This is a genomic window from Abyssicoccus albus, assembly GCF_003815035.1.
GTDB lineage: Bacteria > Bacillota > Bacilli > Staphylococcales > Abyssicoccaceae > Abyssicoccus > Abyssicoccus albus.
In genome coordinates, this window is record NZ_RKRK01000003.1 from 116,002 (window position 1) to 141,275 (window position 25,274).

At 34.8% G+C, this 25,274-nt stretch carries 19 protein-coding genes, 1 pseudogene, 1 CRISPR repeat array and 2 riboswitches; of the genes and pseudogenes, 2 read left to right on the forward strand and 18 right to left on the reverse strand.

Annotated elements, in window-relative coordinates; all coding sequences use genetic code 11:
• Positions 1-10: 10 nt before the first annotated feature.
• The 14 genes from EDD62_RS05710 to EDD62_RS05775 all read right to left on the reverse strand — a co-directional run bounded on the left by EDD62_RS05710 (position 11) and on the right by EDD62_RS05775 (position 19,737).
• On the reverse strand, positions 11-1,597 hold the full coding sequence (locus tag EDD62_RS05710; protein ID WP_123807884.1) for an L-lactate permease: 1,587 nt from the start codon (positions 1,595-1,597) through the stop codon (positions 11-13).
• 154 nt (positions 1,598-1,751) lie between these two features.
• Positions 1,752-2,438 carry a LutC/YkgG family protein gene (locus EDD62_RS05715; protein ID WP_123807885.1) on the reverse strand — a complete coding sequence of 229 codons (687 nt, stop codon included), beginning with the start codon at positions 2,436-2,438 and terminating at the stop codon, positions 1,752-1,754.
• Entirely contained in the window at positions 2,438-3,865 is a 1,428-nt protein-coding gene (locus EDD62_RS05720) for a LutB/LldF family L-lactate oxidation iron-sulfur protein (protein ID WP_123807886.1), read from the reverse strand. Before EDD62_RS05720 ends, EDD62_RS05715 begins: the two co-directional genes overlap by 1 nt.
• Before the next feature lie 2 nt (positions 3,866-3,867).
• Positions 3,868-4,599, reverse strand: coding sequence for a (Fe-S)-binding protein (locus tag EDD62_RS05725; RefSeq protein ID WP_123807887.1), 732 nt, complete (start codon positions 4,597-4,599; stop codon positions 3,868-3,870).
• Positions 4,600-5,415: 816 nt separating this feature from the next.
• A complete protein-coding gene (locus tag EDD62_RS05730; protein WP_123807888.1) occupies positions 5,416-5,871 on the reverse strand; it encodes a 2-thiouracil desulfurase family protein in 456 nt (151 codons plus the stop codon).
• A complete protein-coding gene (locus EDD62_RS05735; RefSeq protein ID WP_077139705.1) occupies positions 5,868-6,260 on the reverse strand; it encodes an NUDIX hydrolase in 393 nt (130 codons plus the stop codon). Before EDD62_RS05735 ends, EDD62_RS05730 begins: the two co-directional genes overlap by 4 nt.
• A 3-nt stretch (positions 6,261-6,263) precedes the next feature.
• A complete protein-coding gene (locus EDD62_RS05740) occupies positions 6,264-6,446 on the reverse strand; it encodes a hypothetical protein (RefSeq protein WP_123807889.1) in 183 nt (60 codons plus the stop codon).
• A 70-nt stretch (positions 6,447-6,516) separates the two neighbouring features.
• Positions 6,517-8,238, reverse strand: coding sequence for an acyltransferase family protein (locus EDD62_RS05745; RefSeq protein ID WP_123807890.1), 1,722 nt, complete (start codon positions 8,236-8,238; stop codon positions 6,517-6,519).
• 112 nt (positions 8,239-8,350) lie between these two features.
• On the reverse strand, positions 8,351-9,454 hold the full coding sequence (locus tag EDD62_RS05750) for a 5-methyltetrahydropteroyltriglutamate--homocysteine S-methyltransferase (RefSeq protein ID WP_123807891.1): 1,104 nt from the start codon (positions 9,452-9,454) through the stop codon (positions 8,351-8,353).
• Positions 9,455-9,538: 84 nt separating this feature from the next.
• Positions 9,539-9,625: riboswitch (SAM riboswitch) on the reverse strand.
• 127 nt (positions 9,626-9,752) lie between these two features.
• Positions 9,753-13,351: a CRISPR direct-repeat array (repeat unit 36 nt; unit sequence ATCTCACTTATACTAAATTTCGCAGAGTACTAAAAC).
• A 17-nt stretch (positions 13,352-13,368) separates the two neighbouring features.
• Complete coding sequence (locus EDD62_RS05755) at positions 13,369-14,310, reverse strand: hypothetical protein (protein ID WP_148086839.1); 942 nt, start codon at positions 14,308-14,310, stop codon at positions 13,369-13,371.
• A gap of 53 nt (positions 14,311-14,363) precedes the next feature.
• Positions 14,364-14,732 (reverse strand): CRISPR-associated endonuclease Cas2, encoded by a 369-nt coding sequence (gene cas2 / locus EDD62_RS05760; protein ID WP_331463352.1) that lies wholly within the window; start codon positions 14,730-14,732, stop codon positions 14,364-14,366.
• Positions 14,677-15,579 carry a type II CRISPR-associated endonuclease Cas1 gene (cas1, locus tag EDD62_RS05765; protein ID WP_123807894.1) on the reverse strand — a complete coding sequence of 301 codons (903 nt, stop codon included), beginning with the start codon at positions 15,577-15,579 and terminating at the stop codon, positions 14,677-14,679. The genes cas2 and cas1 overlap by 56 nt, the downstream gene beginning before the upstream one ends.
• The gene (gene cas9, locus EDD62_RS05770) at positions 15,579-18,758 is read right to left on the reverse strand and encodes a type II CRISPR RNA-guided endonuclease Cas9 (protein ID WP_123807895.1); all 3,180 of its coding nucleotides are present in this window, start codon (positions 18,756-18,758) and stop codon (positions 15,579-15,581) included. The genes cas1 and cas9 overlap by 1 nt, the downstream gene beginning before the upstream one ends.
• Positions 18,759-18,987: 229 nt before the next feature.
• Positions 18,988-19,737, reverse strand: coding sequence for a GNAT family N-acetyltransferase (locus tag EDD62_RS05775; RefSeq protein ID WP_123807896.1), 750 nt, complete (start codon positions 19,735-19,737; stop codon positions 18,988-18,990).
• A gap of 96 nt (positions 19,738-19,833) precedes the next feature.
• On the opposite strand from EDD62_RS05775, the gene EDD62_RS05780 reads away from it, so the two are divergent.
• Positions 19,834-20,181, forward strand: coding sequence for a DoxX family protein (locus tag EDD62_RS05780; RefSeq protein ID WP_123807897.1), 348 nt, complete (start codon positions 19,834-19,836; stop codon positions 20,179-20,181).
• A gap of 121 nt (positions 20,182-20,302) precedes the next feature.
• On the opposite strand, the gene EDD62_RS05785 is transcribed toward EDD62_RS05780, so the two are convergent.
• The 4 genes and pseudogenes from EDD62_RS05785 to EDD62_RS05805 form a co-directional block, all read right to left on the reverse strand.
• The gene (locus EDD62_RS05785; protein ID WP_123807898.1) at positions 20,303-20,611 is read right to left on the reverse strand and encodes a thioredoxin family protein; all 309 of its coding nucleotides are present in this window, start codon (positions 20,609-20,611) and stop codon (positions 20,303-20,305) included.
• 81 nt (positions 20,612-20,692) lie between these two features.
• Positions 20,693-21,913 (reverse strand): annotated as a pseudogene (locus EDD62_RS09335) (DUF2254 domain-containing protein).
• 13 nt (positions 21,914-21,926) lie between these two features.
• Positions 21,927-22,481, reverse strand: coding sequence for an MOSC domain-containing protein (locus tag EDD62_RS05800; RefSeq protein ID WP_170152785.1), 555 nt, complete (start codon positions 22,479-22,481; stop codon positions 21,927-21,929).
• Between the two features lie 464 nt (positions 22,482-22,945).
• Positions 22,946-24,184, reverse strand: a complete 1,239-nt coding sequence (locus EDD62_RS05805; protein ID WP_123808108.1) for an aminoacyltransferase — start codon at positions 24,182-24,184, stop codon at positions 22,946-22,948.
• Positions 24,185-24,319: 135 nt separating this feature from the next.
• Positions 24,320-24,425, forward strand: a riboswitch (TPP riboswitch).
• Between the two features lie 96 nt (positions 24,426-24,521).
• Between EDD62_RS05805 and EDD62_RS05810 the strand changes: the two genes are divergently transcribed.
• Complete coding sequence (locus EDD62_RS05810; RefSeq protein WP_123807901.1) at positions 24,522-25,271, forward strand: 3-oxoacyl-ACP reductase; 750 nt, start codon at positions 24,522-24,524, stop codon at positions 25,269-25,271.
• Positions 25,272-25,274 lie beyond the last annotated feature (3 nt).

Sequence of the window (25,274 nt, forward strand, 5' to 3'; positions counted from 1 at the left end):
AAGATACATATTATAAAATTGATAGTAAAATGAATCCACCAATTCCTGCGAGTAAGCAATACACCATTGCAACGCCAAGCGTTTTACGGATAACGCTTCCTTCATTACCTTCCATATCTACGACAGCACATACTGCGACAACATTATGAATACAAATCATATTTCCTGATGCTGCACCGATTAATTGAGCAGCCAATATAACTTCTGGATTACTATTAATAGATTCAGCAATCTCAAATTGAATTGGCGCAAATGTCAATGTCGATACTGTCGCACTACCTGTAATAAATGAGCCAAGTGCACCTAAGAATGGCGCAAAGAATATCCAAACATTTCCGAATGCACTCGCCATTCCATTGGCAATATACGTCGGCATACCGACTAAATCATTCGTATTCAAACCTGAATTCGTGAAGACATGAACCATCGCTAATGTTGCTATCAACGTAATCCCTGTATTTTTAATCGTAAATAATGACTTCGTTGCTGCTTTCGTAAAGTTATCAACCGATTTCTTTTGCACGAATACAGTCAATAAAGCGGCTATCGCAAGGATTGTCCCCGGTGAATATAAAAATTCCCATCCTGAACTAATCGTTTCATAGCCTAAAATATTGTTCCAGCTCAAGTCAATGAGTGATGTTGTTACTTCTTTAATCGGTGGCACAACACGCGTTAACAAGAGTAGTACAACTACGATTAAATATGGTGCCCAAGCTTTCGCCAATGACATCGTAGACTTCGTCTCTTCAATAATGTAGTCCTCATCAATAGCATCTAACCACTCTGTCTTCGGCATAAGTATATTTTTTCGTGCTGTAACCAATGCAACAATCAGCGTAATGAGTGATGCTAATATTGCAACAAACTCTGGTCCCATCGCGTAAGCAACACCTAACGAACTTAACACATAGACAATCCCAATCATCAATGTCCACGGCAAGATTTCTAACGTTGCTTTGACGTTGTTACCTTTCCCGAAGAACCATGTCATGACAAAGACTAATATCGTCGGAATAAAAACACCCGCCATTAAATCAATGAGCGTAACATTCACTGTAGCACTATTCATAATATTCTCAGGCGCACCTTTCAACGTACTGAGTCCGACAAGCACAGGTGTTCCAACGGCTCCAAATGAAACCGCGACACTATCTGCGATTAGTGCAGTTGTGACCGCCACTAAAGGTCTAAACCCTAGTGCGAGCATTAATGGTGCAGTCACCATTGCAGGTGTTCCAAATCCTGAAGCACCCTCAAGCAGTGAACCGAATAGAAATGCTACGATGATGACTTGTACACGCATATCTGTTGAAATACTTCTAAACCCTTCGTTAATTCGTTTAACAGCACCAGTATTTCTTAACGTATTGAGTAATAAAAGTGCACCGAACATAATCAATAGTATTGTCAACGTTTTATGTGCCCCTTGTAAAATCGCAGCGAGAATGACTTTCCATTCCATACCCCATACAAAAATCCCTAATAATGAAACGATTAAAGCGCTTATTGCCATCCCTTTCATTGCAGGCATTCGAAGTAAGACAACAAATAAAAATGGGGCAATAATTGCACTTAATGCAACAAGCATTAACATATTACAATCTCCTCTCTATCAATAAAGTAAGCGTTTACTTAATATAACATATAAATACATGTTTGAGGGTATAAATTAAATCATTTTGTGAATATTTTGTGAAACTTTTCACAAAGAATGAAAAGAATAGAAAGGGGGTCCCCTTTCTACTCTTCTATATATCATTCACAACAATATAACTTGCTTTAATCGGACCGTGAACACCTACGATCAATTTCATTTCGATATCTGCTGAGTTACTTGGTCCCGTTATTAAGTTAACACAAGAAGAAATGTCCATTCCTTGCTTTCTAATTTCACGCGCCGCTTGCGTAAACCTTGGTACGATCGTTGACTTCGGTACAATTGCGATATATGTTCTAGGCAGTAAGCTCACTGAACGACCTTTATGTTGATCATTGAATAATACGACAGTGCCACTCTCAGCAAGTGTATATTCACTAAAGTTAATGCCGATATTCGCATCGATTGCACGATTATGACTCTCTTCAGCATTCATATAATCCCAAACAAACGTATCATAATCATCTAATACACCGTTCAAATTGTTATCTTCAAAACGATCATCTTTAGACACTAAGATTGAACCGCCACCATATTCTTCAATGGCATCTTTAAGGGCTGTCGGTAATTCAGCTTTCGTTGTTTCGTAATATGTCGTATGAATGTTTTCACATTGCAATTTCAACTTTTCAACGAGATCATCTTGGCTTAATTCACTGTATAATTCATCTTGTGGACGGTGTTCGTATGTTGGTTTGTCAACATTCGTTGGCATTGGTCGACCTAAGTTACTTGATAACTCTTCTAAGAAACTGTCTTTGTTGTATATTTTACTCATTAGCGTCCCTCTCTTTCTTTCATCCAAGTTCTAAATGATTCTTTCTTAGAATCTGGTAATGGGAAGTCCCTTGAGTTTGTCCATAATTTCAATAAACTTGGGCCTTCTTCGATATAATCCTCATCATTAGAGAATGGACTTAACATCGTGTTCATCGATTGCGTTCCGTATTTATATAATACCGGTGTAGAGCTTCCGACACCGAATGCTTTCATCGATAACTTCTCACCGATTGGTGCCATATTCTTCTCTTCAACGATGACACGACGATGTTCTAATAAATGTTCGTGTAATGGTATTTTAACTGGGCATGCTTCTGTACACGCCGCACACAATGTCGATGCATATGGTAATTCTTTATATCGATCATATCCGCCAAGTAATGGTGAAAGGACGGCACCAACTGGACCTGGATAGATTGAACCGTATGAATGTCCACCTGTTTGACGATATACTGGGCAAACATTAATACATGCTGCACAACGGATACAGTGTAAAATCGATTGGAATTGTGTCCCTAGAATTTTTGAACGTCCATTATCTACAATGACTAGGTGGAACTCTTCAGGCCCATCAATTTCACCTTCGCGCTTCGTTCCAGTTAAAGTCGTGACATAACTTGTTAATTTCTGGCCAACAGCACTTCTCGTTAACATACTGACAAGAATATCAAGTTCTTCGTGAGATGGTACAATACGCTCCATCCCCATGACAGCCACTTGTGTTTTCGGTAATGTCGTCACCATACGTGCATTACCTTCATTCGTTACGAGTGTATAACTTCCACTCTCTGCAACGGCAAAGTTACACCCTGTAATCCCTACTTCTGCCTTCAAGAATTCTTCACGTAATTTTTTACGCGCGTAAAGACCTAACTCTTCTGGATCACTTGATCCATCATAACCGAGCTTTTCTTTGAAAACTTTCTGAATTCCTTCTTTATCTTTATGTAGTGCCGGTACAACGATATGAGATGGTGGATTATGGTCATCTAATTGTAAAATGTACTCACCAAGATCTGTTTCAACAACTTCACAGCCCATTTCTTCTAATGCATCATTTAATCCAATTTCTTCAGTGACCATTGATTTAGCTTTAGCGATATATTTAGCATCTTTCTTCTTTACAACATTACGAACGTATTCGTTCGCTTCTTCAGGTGTCTTCGCAAAGAATACGTGACCGCCTTGTTTTTCAACGTTCTCACTCAACATATTTAAGTAATAATCAATGTTTTCTAATGTATGACGGCGAATTTCTTCGGCGTGATTACGCCACGCTTCTTCATCACCAATCTCTGCTTGAATCGATAATTTACGATTACGCAATCTATCTTGGGCGCTAGATACAGCACCTCTCATAAAATCATCTTTCATTTCAGAACTTGCTTTTTGTTTGAACGTTTCGTTCCCTATATTCATTGCCATCGTTATTGAACCTCCTTAATTGCTCTGTTCAGTACTTCAGCTATATGTAATACTTCGATATCTGAACCGAGTCTTCTAAGTCGACCTTCGATATTCATTAAGCAACTTACATCTCCACCGATTAAGTAGTCCGCACCAGTATCAATAATCGATTGCGCTTTTTCATCAACCATTTCACCAGATACTTCGCTCATCTTCACTGCGAATGTTCCACCGAATCCACAGCAATTATAGTCGCCAGGTAAGTCGAGAAGCTCTAATCCTTTAACGTTAGATAATAGTGCTTCTGGTGGCATTGAGTTATTTAATAGACGTGTATTATGACATGACGGGTGTATTACTGCTTTACCATTTAGCTCAGCACCAACGTCTTTTGTTTCTAGTACATGAACAATAAATTGACTGATTTCATATGACTTATCACTTAATTCCTGCGCACGATCTTTCCAAATCAATTCATCTTGAAATAACATAGGGTAATGCTTAAACATCGTAATACAACTACCCGACGGTGCTACAACGTAGTCACTATCTTTGAATACTTCAATCATATGGCGGGCACCTTTTTTTGCTTCTTCGAAATATCCTGAGTTATATGCCGGTTGACCACAACAGATTTGTGATTCATTATATTCAACTTCACAACCTAATCGTTCTAGAAGTTCAACCGTTGATACACCGACCTCTTTATCCAAAACGTCCACTAAGCATGTACTAAATAGACTAACTTTCATAGTAATCCCCCTAATATTCTTTATGACTTCACTACCCCGATTATAACACGTGTATAGTCAGAAGAATAATGTTTTTGTCAAAGTTTTTTTTATGAATTTATACTAAATCCCGACGTAAATACTGATAGCATCCGATACAAATGACATCAACGTCAACTTACCATTATCTTCCATCATCGATAATGCTAAAATCCCTGATACTAATATAGCCAAAATCATAGAAATAAAACTTGAAATGAGTGCAAATATAATTGTCGTACTAAATACTTTAAATCGAGAAATACCACGAGTAAATAGAACGGATAACCTAGAAGATGCTTCTTCTTTGTATAACTAATGAGACATTATTAAATACGCGATGCTACCAAACTGCTTTGATAATTGATTGATATGAATAATCGGCTCCATCAAACCCCTCCATCTTAATAGATAATTATATTATAACTTATTAATGGACAGGTTTTAGCGAAGACATGGGAAACCTGTCCATTAATCGCCTTTTTATGGACAGGTTTTGGCGAAGACGTAGGAAACCTGTCCATTAATCACCTTTTTATGGACAGGTTTAGTCGAAGACGTGGGAAACCTGTCCATTAATCACCTTTTTATGGACAGGTTTAGTCGAAGACGTGGGAAACCTGTCCTTTAATCATCAGGTTTTCACCGCTCACTCCTAAACCTGACGATTATCCCCCTTTTTATCATCAGGTTTTCACCCATCCACCCAAAACCTGACGATTATCCTCCTTTTTATCATCAGGTTTTCGCCACCCCCTCCAAAACCTGACGATAAAAAAAGAACTCCATCAAGGAGTTCTATAATCTTTTTTCAAATTCAACTTCATCGATCACCTCTATACCATGTGAACGCAATAATGAAGTTGTAACACCAAAACCTTCTTTCTTTTCACCATTAAAATTCCCGGAATAAATAGTACTTGAACCACATGATGGACTATCTTGTTTCAACACGATTAAGCCGCATTTCTCAGACTTACAAATATCTAACGTTTTAAGTGCACCTTCTTTAAAATATGACGTCACATCTTCCCCACTACATGATATGACTTTCGCATTATTAGCCCACACATCATCACCATTTCCTCCGATGATTTCTGCTGGTTCACGTGGTGTGGGTAATCCTCCTAAAATTTCAGGGCAAACCGGTTTGGCAACACCGTTATTCACAAGATCTTTAAATTTTTGATTCAACTTATGGCCACCATCATACCTTACACGCTCTCCAATTAAACATGCACTTATTAAAATCATTTACAGTTCATTCCCATATCTTCAACCATACGAATCACTGCGGGTGCCATGAGGTCTGTTTGACTCATATCTAAATATTTCACATCTGTAATTTCCATATTCGGCTCGACGTTAGGCAGTTGGCCTTTGATACGGTAACACTCAAGGGCAACGGTCTTAGTCGTATCTGGGTAGGCGGGTCCAACAACTTTTCCGATATAATCGAGTGAATCCAAATCAACTTCAATCTTCAACTCTTCTTTTAGTTCTCTAATCAATGTGGCTTCATGTGCTTCACCACGTTCAATCTTTCCACCTGGCAAATAATACTTCTCATTTTCTCGCACTTTAACGAGCAATAACCTTCCTTCAACGATATGCACTAAACATGCACAATGAAAATCTATCATATGTTATACTCCTCGTAATTTCCTCATTTCATCTGCTAACATTGTATCCATTAATTTATTCGTCTTATATAACTCTTCAATAATTCTTACGTAATCTTCATCATCTCGGTTTTGACTTAGCTTATATTTCAACGTCCAATCTGTCACTTCAATTTGAATACCGATCACACCATTGATTTGCTTCAACGTATAGTCACTTAATGTATCAAACGCTTCTATTTAATATTGTTTTGCATAGTACATTTCAATCACTACTTTATTCACTTATCCGCTTCGCAATTTCTTCCTTAATCGCTCGACTTAACACTTCAGCACCTACTGGTTGAAGGTGTATTCCATCTGGTGCGAAATATTCTGGATGCCCGTCAGAAATCTTATACCAATCTACAATCGTAATATGATCATGCCTTGATGCTGCTTCTTTCATTAATTCATTGACATTTTTCTCATACGCTTTCGGGACTCTCGTCGTAATTAAGATGACTTTCGCATCAATAAATCCATTGACCATCTGTTCCATATGTCTTTGTTCAAAGTCACCGTTCGTACCAAGTTCTAACACAACGACACTATCATTCGTATTAAATTGTTGATACTCTTCTATGAGCGGAATGGCTTTATAAATATTTCGACCAATTTCACCGTCAATATATGCGTGTGGAAAATATTTGCGTAAATCATCTTCGATATCGACCATGACAGAATCCCCGAGCATAAACACTTCATACTCATGTAATTTATCTAATGATGGCTTCTTTTGATTATACGACTCTAAGTTATGTGTTGTAGACTTCGGTTTCTCAACAGGCTTAGGTGTTGTATCAATGAATAACCACATACCGATTGATGACAACAATGTGATCACCATTGATAGTAACGTCCATTTATACGTGTCAATTCGAACAAGCAATCCTTTCAATCCATATTTACGGAATGGTTCTTCAATGAGGTGATAACTGATCATCGCCATAGCAACCGTTACGATGAACGCACCAATATAGACGAACCATGGTAGTTGACCTTTCACATAATGCATTGACATGAAGACAATCGCTGGATAATGCCATAAATATAAACTATACGAATATTGGCCGACGGTTACAAGCGACCGATGACCGACAACACTTGCCATCCATGTTCCCGGTACAACGACTGAACCGATGATTAGCAACGTCACAATTCCTAACCCATATAAGCCTCCGTAAAACAACACTTCACTCGTATCGGATAATAGGTAAAAACTCAACAATAAAACAATCAAGCTCACTACACCAATGACATCAACGACATGACGTGTAGAACTCGGAATACTCTCTTTCATTCGATCTGGATTCCAAATGAATGCAAACATGACACCTAACAACATCGATTGAAGTCTTGTATCTGTTCCGAAATATACGCGAGCACTGCCTTCAGCTGGGTCAAATAGAATCATCATTAACAGTAATGAGAGTAAAGATATACCGAATACAACTTGAACAATTCTCATCTTTTCAAACCGCTTCATTGACCACAATAATACTACTGGGAATAAAATATAGAACTGCTCTTCAATCGCAAGCGACCATAAATGTTGGAGTGGTCTAACTTCAAGAGATTGAAAATAGTCCAACCCATCATAAATATAAAACCAATTCGAGACGTAAAATATTGCTGCAATAACATCGTGTTTCAACTGATGAACAATCTGTCGTTCGAACAGCATACTATACATTAAAACAATCATAATCATCCAGAGCAACGCTGGAATTAACCGTCGAATCCTTCGTTGATAAAAGTTCACTAAATCAATACGTTCATCTTTATTATATTCTCTTAGTAAAATCACTGTAATAATATATCCAGAGATAATAAAAAACGTATCTACCCCTAAAAAACCACCCGGTAACCACTTCGGATTTAAGTGATACAAAATAATCGCAATCACCGCAATCCCCCGAAGCCCATCAATTCCCGGGAAATATTTTGTTCTTTCCATGTTTTCACCCAATATCCCTTTTTAATGGTTATATTATAACAGTTTTTTCTAAAAATTGTCCGGTTAAGTTAAAGCTAAAAAGACATCTCCAAAGAGATGTCTACTCAAATTGTTATGTCAAATATTTTTCACCTAGCTCAATAAGATAGCTTAACTTATCCCATTGCGCTTCTTCAGTCAATTCATTACCATGATGTGTTGATGCAAACCCACATTGTGGACTGATACACAATTGACTACGATCTACGTATTGAGTAGCTTCATCGATCCGCGCTTTGATCAGTGCCTCATCCTCTAACTCCGGAAACTTAGACGTAAACAATCCTAATACAACCCGAGGTCCTCCATTTGGAATCTTCTCTAATGGTTTAAAGTCCCCTGAACGATCATCATCATATTCTAAGAAGAAACCATCATATTTCAAATTCGCAAACAGTTGATGTGAAATTCGTTCATAACTCGCTTCAAAAGCATATTTAGAACGATAATTACCTCTACATAAATGCGTTGTAATCACTAAGTCTTTTGGTTTGACGGATAATACACCATTCAGTACACGAAGTGCAAGATCAATTAATTCTTCATGTGAATAATCAGTATCATTGAACGGTATGTCATCCGCACTTAACCCAGCGATATAGACATCATCGAACTGTAAATAACGACACCCCGCATCATAGAACGCAAGCACCGCGTCTTGATATGTTTTAATTACATCTTTCGCATACTCTTCAATATCTGGATAAATAGATTTGTCTCGAATACCCGCATTAAACAATTGATTCGGGCTCGGAATCGTTTGCTTCGCCACCGCACGACCATCCACTAATGAATCAAATACTTTGAAGTCTCTCACATGAGGATGATTAGGGTTAAATTTAATCTTGCCAACATTTCTTACATTATACTTCTCGGTCTCAATCCCAACAAATTGGTAACCACGATCAGGAACATACCCCTCAACACCATCCAACAATTCCAAAAAATCAGTATGCCAAAAACGACGACGAAATTCACCATCCGTCACTGCTTTCAAGCCAATTTCAATTTGTTTATCAATGACCCTTGATATCTCTTCTGTTTCAATATTATACAACTCATCTGCCGTAATTTCTCCATTTTGGAAATCACGACGCGCATGATGAATTCTTTCAGGTCTAAGTAAACTCCCTACATGATCTGCTCTAAACGGAGGCAACTGGTTTGATTTTGACATATGTATCACTCCTAAAAAATTTTGTAAAAAATAAATAACCTCTACTTATCAAGAGATTAGTAGAGGTTAACGCAGAAAACACCCATCTCATCTCTCTGGAATTAGCACAGTGCGTATTAGCCTGTTGCTGAAGTGTCATCGGGCCAGTCCCTCTACTTCTCTTGATAAGAATTTGTTGTTATTTAATTTTTTATTATCATAGCATAGAGATTTTTTATTTGCAATAATTTTCTGATATTTTTATAGATAAATTTCTACTAACTAAAAGACATACCATCTCATTAAGGTTTTGTGCAAAATCTCACTTATATTAAATTTCGCAGAGTACTAAAACGTCATAACTCATCTTGACTGCAATTTGTTCATCTCACTTATACTAAATTTCGCAGAGTACTAAAACGTGAGATGGCATTACGATAAAAAACGAAAAATCTCACTTATACTAAATTTCGCAGAGTACTAAAACAAGTTATAAAACTCATTTTCAATGAGTTGAATCTCACTTATACTAAATTTCGCAGAGTACTAAAACCCCTTGATCTAATAAATAGATTTGCGGCCAATCTCACTTATACTAAATTTCGCAGAGTACTAAAACTAAAGCGTGATTTCTACTATCCAAATAGATATCTCACTTATACTAAATTTCGCAGAGTACTAAAACCCGATTAGCAAACGAAAGAAAGTTAGAGAAATCTCACTTATACTAAATTTCGCAGAGTACTAAAACATGATTTCGATACCAATTCCACGCTTGTTAATCTCACTTATACTAAATTTCGCAGAGTACTAAAACATTCAACTCATGTTTTTCTGGGAACATGTAATCTCACTTATACTAAATTTCGCAGAGTACTAAAACGAGTCAATGTGATGCTTATCCGTCCACATCATCTCACTTATACTAAATTTCGCAGAGTACTAAAACGAGATTATTAAATTTGAAAAGACACCATATATCTCACTTATACTAAATTTCGCAGAGTACTAAAACTGTCAACGTGTTGATAATCACCATGAATAGATCTCACTTATACTAAATTTCGCAGAGTACTAAAACTGGTAATATATTTTATATAAACCCTAAAGATCTCACTTATACTAAATTTCGCAGAGTACTAAAACTATCACGTTATTCAATTGCAATGCAAGTAAATCTCACTTATACTAAATTTCGCAGAGTACTAAAACTCCCTTCGTTGTCCTTCACTGGTACTATAAATCTCACTTATACTAAATTTCGCAGAGTACTAAAACGCCAATGGTTTACAGGATGGATTTCAAAGTATCTCACTTATACTAAATTTCGCAGAGTACTAAAACCAAGTATGTAGTCAAGAATCAATCGCAAATATCTCACTTATACTAAATTTCGCAGAGTACTAAAACGCAACAGTTTAAATTCACATGCTGAAACAAATCTCACTTATACTAAATTTCGCAGAGTACTAAAACTTGTACCAACAGCGAAGGATGCAGATTGGTATCTCACTTATACTAAATTTCGCAGAGTACTAAAACTACATCTTCATTAGAGGCGTTTGTTTCTTGATCTCACTTATACTAAATTTCGCAGAGTACTAAAACGCACCATCCCAAACTCAACTAAATCTAAAATCTCACTTATACTAAATTTCGCAGAGTACTAAAACCATCACTTCTTTAATGAAACAAGCAGAAGCATCTCACTTATACTAAATTTCGCAGAGTACTAAAACTGATTAGCGCTATTATTGCTACGGTCAACTATCTCACTTATACTAAATTTCGCAGAGTACTAAAACGGGAGTGGTGAATAATGGTTAAGCCAAAATATCTCACTTATACTAAATTTCGCAGAGTACTAAAACGTAACTCTCATTACATTTCTTCCATTTGTTATCTCACTTATACTAAATTTCGCAGAGTACTAAAACCTAATAATTTATACTTTTTCATTACATTTCCATCTCACTTATACTAAATTTCGCAGAGTACTAAAACCTAGTGAGTACCCAGCAAGGATATACATCGATCTCACTTATACTAAATTTCGCAGAGTACTAAAACCTTCTGTATTTGTTGCAACAGATTCTTCAAATCTCACTTATACTAAATTTCGCAGAGTACTAAAACATATTGCAGTTATTTTTTATATATTTTTTCATCTCACTTATACTAAATTTCGCAGAGTACTAAAACAAGAGAGCTAGTCTTTGAGCGAACTCGTTAATCTCACTTATACTAAATTTCGCAGAGTACTAAAACAAAGGCACGGACTTCCAAACATGAAACGTGATCTCACTTATACTAAATTTCGCAGAGTACTAAAACAACTGTAATCTCCAATAGGTTTCAGTCCTCATCTCACTTATACTAAATTTCGCAGAGTACTAAAACCAAGTATTGCGGATGGTATTCGTGGTGCAGATCTCACTTATACTAAATTTCGCAGAGTACTAAAACTTAATGATTTAAAGGGGTTAGTCGATAAAAAATCTCACTTATACTAAATTTCGCAGAGTACTAAAACCTTTCTTTGTTGTAAGTAACTTCAAGTTTTATCTCACTTATACTAAATTTCGCAGAGTACTAAAACGTGTAATACGTATGTATATATCGTATGTATATCTCACTTATACTAAATTTCGCAGAGTACTAAAACTAAAGGCGAACAAGTAGGAGATGGCTACGGATCTCACTTATACTAAATTTCGCAGAGTACTAAAACAGACGAACTCAAGAAAAAATCAATAGCAGAATCTCACTTATACTAAATTTCGCAGAGTACTAAAACTGTCATACCCTGTATAAGCAGTATAGTTTTATCTCACTTATACTAAATTTCGCAGAGTACTAAAACTGAACACTGGCACATCGTTGACTGATACTATCTCACTTATACTAAATTTCGCAGAGTACTAAAACAAAGAAATATCAAAAGAAATCAATTCACTTATCTCACTTATACTAAATTTCGCAGAGTACTAAAACTAAACACGAAGATACATTGATTGAAAGCATATCTCACTTATACTAAATTTCGCAGAGTACTAAAACAAATGGTTACGTTGTATATGCGATGTATAAATCTCACTTATACTAAATTTCGCAGAGTACTAAAACCATTAGAACCGTCCGAGAAAATCCTCATGCATCTCACTTATACTAAATTTCGCAGAGTACTAAAACTCAATACACATTACTAATTCTAGCACTTCAATCTCACTTATACTAAATTTCGCAGAGTACTAAAACTCACTTCTACTCAAGTAGCTCAAGGTAACGATCTCACTTATACTAAATTTCGCAGAGTACTAAAACGCCGTTATAAACAGGCAAATGAACTGCTGAATCTCACTTATACTAAATTTCGCAGAGTACTAAAACGTGCTACTCGACTCGCCCACGATTAAATAAATCTCACTTATACTAAATTTCGCAGAGTACTAAAACCGGAATAACCGCTGTCATGGAGTTCCAGTGATCTCACTTATACTAAATTTCGCAGAGTACTAAAACTCCACAACTCTAAATACGACATGAGCTACAATCTCACTTATACTAAATTTCGCAGAGTACTAAAACTTATTAACTGTGACCTCTGTCGAACGCATAATCTCACTTATACTAAATTTCGCAGAGTACTAAAACTTTATCGTAGATTTCAAGTTCTTTGCCATCATCTCACTTATACTAAATTTCGCAGAGTACTAAAACAGTAGGTAGAAGTATTTCGCCTTGCCTTCTATCTCACTTATACTAAATTTCGCAGAGTACTAAAACAATCTGAATTATCATTATATTGTGGGTAACATCTCACTTATACTAAATTTCGCAGAGTACTAAAACGTTCCAGTTGATTCATTCTCTCTAAATATAATCTCACTTATACTAAATTTCGCAGAGTACTAAAACCTGTAATGAAAACATTTTCATAAATGATATATATATTCTTTCAAAGGTTTAGGAATCTTTGAATAGTCAAAGTCTATTTCAAAATCATAATTACAATGTTTCAAATACCTAAGGCAAACATATATATCAACAGGTTCAAATAAAATTATATCACTTAATTTATAATTTGTAATAACTGGAGACACTTCAAACTTAGAAATATATAATTTAATGATGTTTAATAAACTTTGATTTATTGAATCTTCATCAAACTCCATAGGGGCCGACCAATACAAATCTTCAATGAAGTTTCGATCTAAAACTAACCTCATTCGACTATAATGATTTAACCCCTCAAGAGAATCACTTAAGAAATATATTGACTCAGTCAGTACAATTATTGTGACATCTAGCTGATTTAAGACTTCTTTAAACATCTTTTGCTCTTTTGGACTTAAATATGATTCTGGATGATTCAAAATGATTAAAGGCGTACTTTTAGCACTTTTCTTTACCTCTTCTACAAGCATCGGTAATACAAGTTTTAATTTTTCAAAATAGCCTTTGAATTGGTCTGATTCATTTAAATCAAAATAAATCATTTTCAATAGCTTTTTAAAATCAACATGTTCGACTTTTATTGGTGTTGATTCTTGAATATTTCCAATGGATTCATCCAATAAACTATTTATAGTATTTAAATACATGCCTACATCTATATCTTCAGATAAATTTCTTTGAAGCGCCTTATTCATCGTACTAGAACTTGCTAACTTGAACTCTTCAAACAAAGTATTATTATCCCAATAAAAGCTCTGGTAGGTTTTGTTATTTAAAGATATATCATTTAATGAATCATATATTAAAACTTCATTCTCTTTACTTTTCCTAGGTTGGAAAAACTCATGAATATTTAACAAAATTTCTTCTTCTCTAGTATCATGTACATTATAAATAGAAGTATAAGAGTCGAAATTCATCTTATACTTCTCATTATTTATTGTAATTTCCCAAACACTTCTCATATTATCACCTAAAACATTATCGTTCGGTTATCTCCTAAAATTTCTATATTTCGGTCTTCTTCACCAACTAATATCATCATGTTTTCGTATTGTCTCTCAGTAATAATTAATGACCTCACATGCCCATCTCTTGGTAAAAAACGATTTACACTTCTTACACTACCCAATGCAGCTTCTTTATTAATGCATGATTTGATATAAATTGAATACTGTAACATTAAGAAACCTTCTTTAATTAACTCTTTCCTAAACCTTGTATATGTCCTAACCTGTGCTTTTGTTTCTACTGGCAAATCAAACATTATTAGTACTCTCATAAATCTATAGCTCATAAAACTCATACTTTTCAAGATTAGGGAGTAGAATTTTGGTTTCATCAGAACTTTGAAAATAATCAATGATAGATTGTATCATAATTTCAATCGCGCGAATAACTGTTTGCTTTTTGTTATCTATTTGTATTCTTGCATGCATTAAATTGATTAATTGAAGCCGATATTCCTTTGTTAAGAATGAACCTGGTGGATTTTCTAATATGAATAAATCCACTAAAGGCCTAAATGGTTCAATGAAATCAGAGGCTAAATTAAAGTGGTTCCTAGTTCCTATATGTTTAATACCAAGCGCAGGTATTAACCCTTTAGCAACAATTGTTCTGGCAATCGCAGAATTCAAAATAGAATATCCATAATTCATCGCTGCGTTCTCAACTAACTCATCATTATCCCTTGAGAAATCATCATAAAAACTATTGAAATAAATTCTGGCTGCTTGTCCTTCAAAGTTTTTCGAATCTTCCGGATCTATAATCAAGCTAAGCTTATTCATCTTTTCTATACGATGATATTCAACCCCTTGTTGTTCCATAACTTTAGCTTGGTTGTCGATTTTACGTTTAATTATTTTTTGCCACAAAATATTCTTCATATCCTGAGACCAATTCAATTGATTTTGCATCTGACTATATTGGCCATAATGTCCTGAAACTGGTTGAATATAACATTCTGGTAAATGTTGTTGATTACACATTACAACCAAGATATTGTATTTTGATAGTTCTGTGAGCAGTCTTATTGATACTCTGACCGTTAAATCTTCAATCACAACAGCGAATATATCTGGTAAAGGGATCTTAATATCAAGATCCCCTTTTTGCACTTTCAAACTATTCATGTTTAGGCTAAGGCTTTCAACTTCCGTCACATAAACAATTCTCCAAGCCATTACTCATTACCTTTGTATTTTGGGAATTTCATTTTTAATTTCTCATTATAAACTGGGTATAAATTGCCTAGTATATCAGTTGTATACTTAGTGATATTATTTTTAGAACCTATACTTATATACTTTTGTTTATTTAGTTTGTTTTTTTCTGCATATTCTTTATAGCTTTTATTCACTAAATCAACCTCTAGCTTATTGGAACTTTCACTATGAATACTAATAAGGCTATAAAGTTGATCATCAATCTTAATTAAGTCATATTTAAAAAATGATCCAATAAATTCTGCTTGCTCAGTGATATTCTTTCGATTCTTTTTTTCATTGTAACTATTCTCATCGACATTATATTCAGATCCTACATCTTTCACATCAATATAATTAATATTTACAAACTTATACTTCCCACCGTCTTTATATATATCAATACGGAAAGGCTTTAAACTTAATGTAAATACTTTGTTACGTGATCTTTGATATTTATCAGTAATATCATGATGTGCTCCTAATTTTCTATATTTATATTTCAGACTCTTCACAACTGGTCCGTTACCTTCTTTACTATACTTCTTCAAGAATTCACCAGTTTCTTCATAGTACTTAGCGAGTGGGTTATCAGCATCACTATATTGATCTAAAATTGTTTGTAATTTTTCAAATGTTTGTGGGTCATGATGATACATTAAAAATGCCTGTGGATTTTTATTAATTTTCTTTTTAACATCCTTATTTTTTGGATCATATAAATTTTTAAGTTTCCCGATAATGTATTCACCATCATCAAATGTTCTTGATGAATAAATTGTTTCATTCATTAATTGCCTGTTCGGTTTTTTATCAACACGCTTAGAATATTTATAACGATCAAAATTTTTAATTGCTCTAATGTTACTAAACACTTCATCTTCAAAAAATCTATCTACAAAGTCTTTCTCAGATAAAATTTCACCAGTCTCTAGATCTATCGCTTGGTTGTCTCGCATTAAAATATTTTGGTTTTTAAAGATATCTTTATTTGCAAAAATATAATCTGCCATAGCTATTATTAAAGCATCTTCAGCATGATGTTTATAATCTTCACTACGATCTTTATTGAACCCCCATATTTTACGTAGTGCATGAGTGAACCCACCATTAATCGCTTTAACTTTTGTCTTCATTTCATTATCTTTAAAGTACAATTTTAATAAATTCATTAGCTCTCTTGTCGTATACCTAGTGTCAACCAGATTTCTATTAATGAATTCTTTTTGAACTTCGAATTTGTTTATGTCACGTTCTTCTAAGAGATATCCTCTTTTCTTTTTAGAGATTCTTTTACCATCTTTCGCTAAAGTGAGGACATTCGCTTTAAATTTTTCATAACTGATTGACCCTTGTCCTGAACTCAAATATTGATATGGTGTCATATTTGATTTCTTTTGATTCTCTTCTAATTTAACTAATACTTTATTATTAAGAGAATCATCAAAAGACACTGATCTTGGAATGATATGGTCTACTTCATATGCATTTGGGTTCTGTATTAAATCATCAATTTTTATCGATTCAGTAGAATACATACATAAACCATCTTGTAGATGCCATAATTTCACTTTCTCAAAGAGACTACTTGAAAAATTATCTTTCCCATTAATCTCAGAAATCTTAGCTCTAACTTGTTCATTTATTTTTTGACTGTCTTTCTGTAACTTTTGTAAAAATTTTTTCTTATCATCACTATTCGACTCTCTTGCCAATTCAATGATGATATCTTTAGGCTCACCATATACTTTTATAATTTCATTTACGACTTTAATAGATTGAATTAAGCTTCTTTTTACTGCTGGTGATAAGATCCACTCATCTACAAAGTCAACCGGAATTTTATCTAACCCCTTAAATTCCATTTTCTTTGGCCTTAAATTCATATTCGATATAATACCCATATGATTTAGGGTGGACTCCCATAGTTCTGAATTCAATTGTTTTATAAGCTTTAAAGATAATGAGTGCGTACCTGTATATCCAGTAAGATTTGCCACTTTGACTCTTTCTTGCTCGTTTAAATTAAGTTGTAACTTTTCCAATTCTTCTAAGATGTGTTTTTCATTTTGCCAAATCGTTAAAATCTCGGCAATCTTATCTAATACATCAGGATTTTCTAGTATCTCTGGATTATTCGTAATTCCTTTAATATCATGATAAATTTTAATCGTTGAAAATTCAGGTTTATCCTTTTTATCAACTCGATATCCTTTTATATCTTCTTCTTTTACCCCAAGCTCTTTAGCAATCTTATTTAAGGTAGGTGCTGATTTTTGCTTTTTAAACAAATTATTAATTAAATGTTCTTTTTCATCTTTTGTTAACTTATCATTTTCATCTCTCATAATGACTAAATTATTTAGGTCGTTCAGGACATTGAATAAAGAAGCAGAATAAGCATATCTTACCGATCTTAACTCTTCAGGATAATATGTACATTTACCCATTAAAGTTTCATACCATTTCTTAATATCAGCATTCCATCCAAATGGACTTCCTTCACCAGGTCCTTCATAGTATGCTCTTCTTCTATTTATTAGATGAATATATTTTCTCTTAAATTCACCATCTATCTTTTGGTTATACTCAATTTGTTTATCTAATAAAGCTTCCGCTTCTTTTATATAATCATTGGTTTTAAATCTGTTTGAGTGCCCTCTAACTGATCCTTCATTATTTAATCTTTCTAACTGTAATTCCGCTACATGCTTATCAGTTAATAATTTGGCATTTCTATTAATTTGATCTTTTGTCGAAAGTTCTGAACTTTCTTCAGAATCATCTGTAACATCGACATTATGTATTCCTCTTCTTTTTGATAGATGAATTAAAGCTGCTGCTAATTCTTCATCACTAAGTTTTTCTGATAATCCTTTAACTCGAATTTCATAAGGATTCATATTACTATTATTCTCTATAGAAATACCATATTCCGCTAATAACGACTTCACATTTGCAATTCTATGTTTACGCCTTCTGAGTAAACGTCTAGAACCTCTCTTTGATCTTCTCCCATCATTTTCATCACTTTTACCTTCTGGAAACAAACGAACTCCAGCATCAATAATTTCTTTAGTATCATTATTAATTAACCCGTAACCTACTGAAGCGATACCAATATCTAACCCTAATATGTATTGTCCACTATGTTTCAATATAATGCCCTCCTGTATTCTAAATTAATTGATAATTCAATTATATCTTATTTAGAAAATTTTTGAATATTTTATTAAAAAAGGCAAAAAAAATACCCCACCCATAGGATGGAGTTAAATACGGCATAAAGCCTTGTTTTAATAGATTCTGCGAAATCTAGTATAAGTACAACCCGTCGGTTGTACTTATACTATATACAATTTTAATTATTCTGTCAACATTATATTATTATTTTTCTGATCTCAACATCTCCCACCGTTCACTGACTTTCTCATAACCTTGTTTGACATACATCTCTCTTGCGGTATCATTTCCATCTGCAATGAGAATCACTTCTCTTCCACCACGTTGCTCATATACCGCTTCTTGCAACTTACTACCAACACCTTGTCGTCGTGCTGAGTCCAATACATAGAAATCATCGATCTCTATCGTTCCTTCTCCGACAATCGCTTCAATTTTTCCGACTGCCTTTCCTTCAAGATAACCTACAATTTGAATAATGCGCTCATCATACAAATCTCGTAAATGCGTTTTCTTCTTCAACTCGACAAATTCATCACCAAATTCACGTTCTGCAATTGAACAGACTGCTAAGAAATCATCGAATGCTTTGCCTTCTTCTTTCACAATTTCACATTGAACTTTCTCATTCTGTCTCAACTGTCTTGGTGATTTCAGTCGGTATAACTCCATATGCTCTAACTGACACCCTATACTTTTTCCATATTCGATCAATACTTCATCTAACTGTTCATTCTCTGGAAAAATAAACAGTAAATGCTCTTGACCGTGACGTTCGTGAAACTGTTGTTGAGTCGTTACATCTTCTTTAAATTCATCTATCGTCGGCATGACTTTATAGTCATAGTAATTCGCGTAATACTTAATCAATTGATCTGGTGTGTGATAGTGAATATATCGTGCGTTTTCTGAATAAACTTTCGCATCGTTATCAATTTTTTCAAATGTGATCATGTTCTTACCTCTTTCATACTTTAGACTTAATTATCTTGACTTCAAGATAGTTGTAGTTTATATTAAGTATACAATTTAACCAAAGGAGCAATAAATATGCATAAACATGTAGTCAACGGTTACGTCGCCAATGACATTATTAAAAGTAGTTTACCAAAAGTAAAAAATGACGATGGGATGGCGACTCAATTTAAAGAAGGGTTTAACTTATCTCGCAACATGATGAAAATTGCTGGATATTTCGAACTCATTGGTTCTGTATTACTGATCTTATCCATTTTCAATAAAAAGTTCGCCCGTCTTGGTGCGCTTATGATTAATGTCATTATGGGTGGTGCGATTTATCATCACTTAAAAGCAGGTCATGGTGTGAAATCAACTCAAAGCGCGATGAAGTATTTCTTATTGAACTTAATTACAATCATTGATTCATTCAAGAAATAAAAACTTTAAATTAAATCCATCTACAATTTCGTGTGAATTGTAGATGGATTTTTATATTCACTACAATTCCATCTACAATATCTCCAAAGTTGTTGATGATTTTCAGCACACACGTCCAAAATCACCCGACAAACTGCTCCATTCGATATTCTAGTTCTTCAAAATTAATAATCCGTGCTTGTCGGTGAAACTCTCGACCTCTATCGAATAAAATGACAACAGGAGATGCGTACAATGATAATTGTCCTGCGGCTTCTGGTATTTCGTTAATCATTATTTTGGCATGGTCTACGTCATATCGTTCTAACAACGCTTCTACCTTTGGTAAATCTGCATGACATACTGTACATCCGTGTGCCATGACATATAAGACAAACTTCCCATCAGCGATTCGTTTTGATAATGTGTCATAATCTTTAATCTGTTCCATCCTGTCACCTCCTAAATATAATCTTCTACTTGTTTGCTGTGTGATCTTTCCTATTTTAATCAATGTATAAAACCAAGACCTCTAATGATCTCCGTTTTCTTTATGCATGAGTTGATCTTGTGATTTAATAAACTCTGTCACTACATTTTCACTTACATAAGAATGCTTTCGAATCGCTTCTAAAGCGTTATATACCGATTGCATAACCATTTGATCACCTTGACCATAATGTACAATTTGTAAAAAAACGATATCTAACAATTCTCTCTGACTGAGTCGTTTATAGACAACATATGTTTTATCTTCTTCATTAAGTAATATATATTCTCCGGAAACTTGATTATGTTGAATAATAATCGCACTCAAATTATTAATACATTCAATCGCAGTGTTTGGATCATTAATCCCTGGGGACAGCGCTCTCAGTGCAATATCGACAATTTTATTAATCGAAAATTGAATGTCATATAATTCACGACGGGCATTCGATACGACAATGTATTGATGAAGGTCAATCTCTTTTTCTTCTTTTACAAAATGTAACTCTATTAATTCAGTACCTTTATACACGTAATCCCCAATTGAACAATGGACATTAATTGTAATACCTAAATCTTTAGCACAATTTTTCAACCCATTATAATTTATATATTGAATGTAACCTGTTTCATGACTTTTCAGAAGCACACGTTCAGATTTTACATCTTCAATCGGATGAATGTTGGATAGTGACACATTGTCTTGTTCTAACAACTGACGTTCATCTTCTATCAGCTCTTTAGTATCTTCAACTAAATCGTGCAATAATGTTTAGATCTGGACACTCTTTGAAACAAATTGGATGAAATATCCAAAGAACACAATACATATACATGCAATCAAGACAGACACCGTACCGGAAATGACGTTTGCTTCAACTTCTATATTTCTCATAAGTAAGAGTGATATGATAGAGTATAAAAATCCACTCATAAACACTCCAAGAACACTCATTGTTCTACGATCGTTTATAAAGTTTCTTAGTATACGAGGTGAGAACTGAGAAGAGTATGTTGTTAGTACGACCATAATAGTTGAAAAAGTAATCGTTGTCATCGTAAGTAATGAGCCAGAAATAGCTGTCAGTACATTTTTTGCCAGCTCAGGTTTTGTCGTAAATATGATGAAATATTTATCAACAAGTGCTTGTTTCAAATTATTGTCGATGAAGTTTGTTAATATTGCCAGCAAGACAGCGATTACACAATATATGAGTGGAATAATCCATACATTATTCGTCAATTTCAACTTCAGTTTCTCCATTTCCAACACCTCTTCACTCTACATTCGGTCCATACAATCTAGGATTTTTATTTTCTGAATGACCTTCTATCATTTTCGTTAGCGATTTTTTCCACGCAAAAGCGAGCTGATCCATCGCTACTAAAGTCTTCGCATCCTCGTGATTCTTAGAATGATTGAGCACTTCATTGCATCGTGCAATAGACCAATCTGGATTTGGTCGATCGATTAACTCAATGATATCATCATTTTTTATTTCACCTGTTTTAAGCACACGGAAATACCACCCTGTTCGACCATTGTCTTCGGTCAACTTTGATAACTCTAAAGTCTGATATTTTCTAGCCGGTTTCCAACACGGTTTGCGTGGTTGCGATACTTCAACCGTCACTTCACCAATTCGGTATTTATCCCCGATACACACATTCGTTTCATTCATATGTAATACGCACAAATTCTCTCCAAATCCACCGGCATCTATTTCTAACTGTAATTCATCACGCCACTTCGCATAATGCTCGTATGGATAACAAAATATCGCTTTGTCAATTCCACCATGATGGACTTTATCCGCAACCTCATCACCCACAAAGTTCGTCTCCGTGACAAAGCCTTTATTCACTTGACTTCTATAAATCGCGGAAGTCCACTCACGATGAAATGGATTTTTTCACGATTGTCACCTATTGTTTTCGGTTTTCCGATATACATCGAATGAATCTTCATTATCTCACTCCCTTTGTATTCAGTATACATTGAAAAATATCGAATGTGTTATTTTGGATATTGATTGGGTTGCCGTATTCAGAGTAAATCGCAAATACTCTGAATACCAGTTCATTTCCGCACTTCTCGACCTTCGTATTCAGAGTAAATCGCAAATACTCTGAATACCAGACCATTTTTGCCCCTCTCGACCTCCGCATTCAGAGTAAATCGCAAATACTCTGAATACCAGATGATTTCCGCACTTCTCTACCTCCGTATTCAGAGTAACTCGCAAATACTCTGAATACAAAGCCATAAAAAAAGCATAAGTGTTAGCTTATGCTTTTATCGAGTCTTCAGTTTGTATAGTTTATATAAAATCGGTCGAATTGGCTTTTCAAAGTCTCCTATCATTTCATGAACCACTGGATTAAAGCCTTTCTTAAACTTCAATACACCATAGTCATCAGAGTCTTCAGAAAAATCACCTGACACACCGTAAAAATTATATCTCTTTAACCCTAATTCCTTCGCGTATTGAATCATTTCCCACATCATATTGTAAGGTGCCATGAATTGTTTGTACTTGGGATTAGATCCACTCGACAAGTAATACAGTTCATGCGCGTTGTGAATGAACATAGCACTTGCAAGGTTTAATACTTCACCGTCTGATGCTTTTAAAGTTTCAGTGTCTTCGATTTTCTTTCGAATCTTACCTACTCTCATCTCAAGTTCAGCTGTTTTATTCTTCAACTTTTTATGATTTGGTTTCTCTTCTAACGCTTGCTTAGATTGATTATACTCACCTTCAACATCAGCCAATTCCTCTTGTAATTCATTTAAGTAATCCGATAAATTAATATAGCTCATTACGATACGACATTGATCACCGTACGTATTCGCCTGTCGCTTAAAGTAATCAATACTTGCATAATCGAATCCGTGCTTATCCGCAGCCATTTCAAACAGTTCAAAGAATTGATCAAACTCATCAAGAGATAAGTCTCTCATCTGAACACCCATTTTATACGTCTGTTTAATACTCCGTCGCGTATTGTAATCCATATCTTGCAAGATATCATCTAATGATTTATCTTGAATGTCCAAAACAGATAACCATCTCGCTTGATACTTCATTGAATATCCAACATGGAATCCTTGGTGATGATAGCCTAATGACTTCATTTGTTGAAGAAATTGATTAGTATTTTTAGATTCCAGTATATTCCCATCATGATCTCTTACCTGATGTACAATATAAGGATCTGATAATACATAAACTGCTTTTTTCTCTTTAGCAAATGCCGTCAACCCATCATAAAAGCACTGCACCACTGATTCATCTTGATAATCCATTACCGGACCACGTTGCAAATAAAAAAACTTAAAAAATCTCATAATGTGAGCACTATTTATCAAGCTCGCAGCAATAACCTCACCGTCTTTTTTTACCCCGACAAGATATACTTCCATATCGTGATTCACTCTATACATATAATGACGACCCATCTGTGTATAATGACTCAGATGATTATTTACAAATCCATCATATTCTTTAACCGTTAACTCACAAAACTTCAAATATATCCCCACTTCATGACTAAAATTTTTATTACGTCTCATTATACATGTAAACAAAATAACTGTACATGAATACTAATAAAATGACTTGTCTTGACATACTATACAATTATTTGTATATTGAAACTAACTTAAGAAATACACTAGGGGTATTTAATGTATAAATCGAGATGAGGTAGTCCTCAAACCCTTTGAACCTGATCTAGTTCAGACTAGCGTAGGAAAGTGTACATCACTAGGCATCCGTCTATACATATTTACAATGCTGATTGTTGTGCATCTTTCTATCGTGAAAGGTGTATTTTTTATGGAATAAAACATAGAGGAGTCAGAACATATGAAAACAGTATTAGTCACAGGCGGTGCAAGAGGATTAGGGAAAGAAATCGTGACAGCCATGCATGACAAAGGATTCAACGTAGTCATTAATTACAACAAAAGTAAGGCAGCTGCAGAAGAACTTGTGCAACAGTTCGGTGAAGACAAAGCATTAGCTTATCAAGCAGACGTAACAAATCGTGAAGCAGTGGATGAAATGGTCAAAGCCGCTGTCGATCAATTCGGTTCAATTGACGTTGTGGTCAATAACGCACTCATTGGGTTCAAATTCGATCCTTCGACTCAGAAGTCATTCAAAGACTTATCATGGGAAGATTATGCACAACAAATCGACGGAACGATGAAAGCAGCATTCAATGTGAGTCAAAGCGTAATCAATCAATTCATCGAACAACAAGACGGTGCAATCATTAGTATCGGGACGAATCTATTCCAAAACCCAGTCGTACCTTACCACGAATATACATCAGCTAAAGCTGGTTTGTTAGGAATGATGCGTAATATTGCCAGTGAACTCGGACAACACGGCATCCGTGCTAACATGGTATCCGGCGGATTGTTGAAAACAACGGATGCTTCAAGTGTGACAACACCAGAAGTATTCGAACTCATCGCAAACTCTACACCACTTCGTAAAGTGACAACACCAACAGACGTTGCGAATATGGTCGCGTACTTAGCATCAGACGAAGCGAAAGGCGTTACAGGACAAAACATTACAGTAGACGGTGGATTGACGATGAATTAGGAG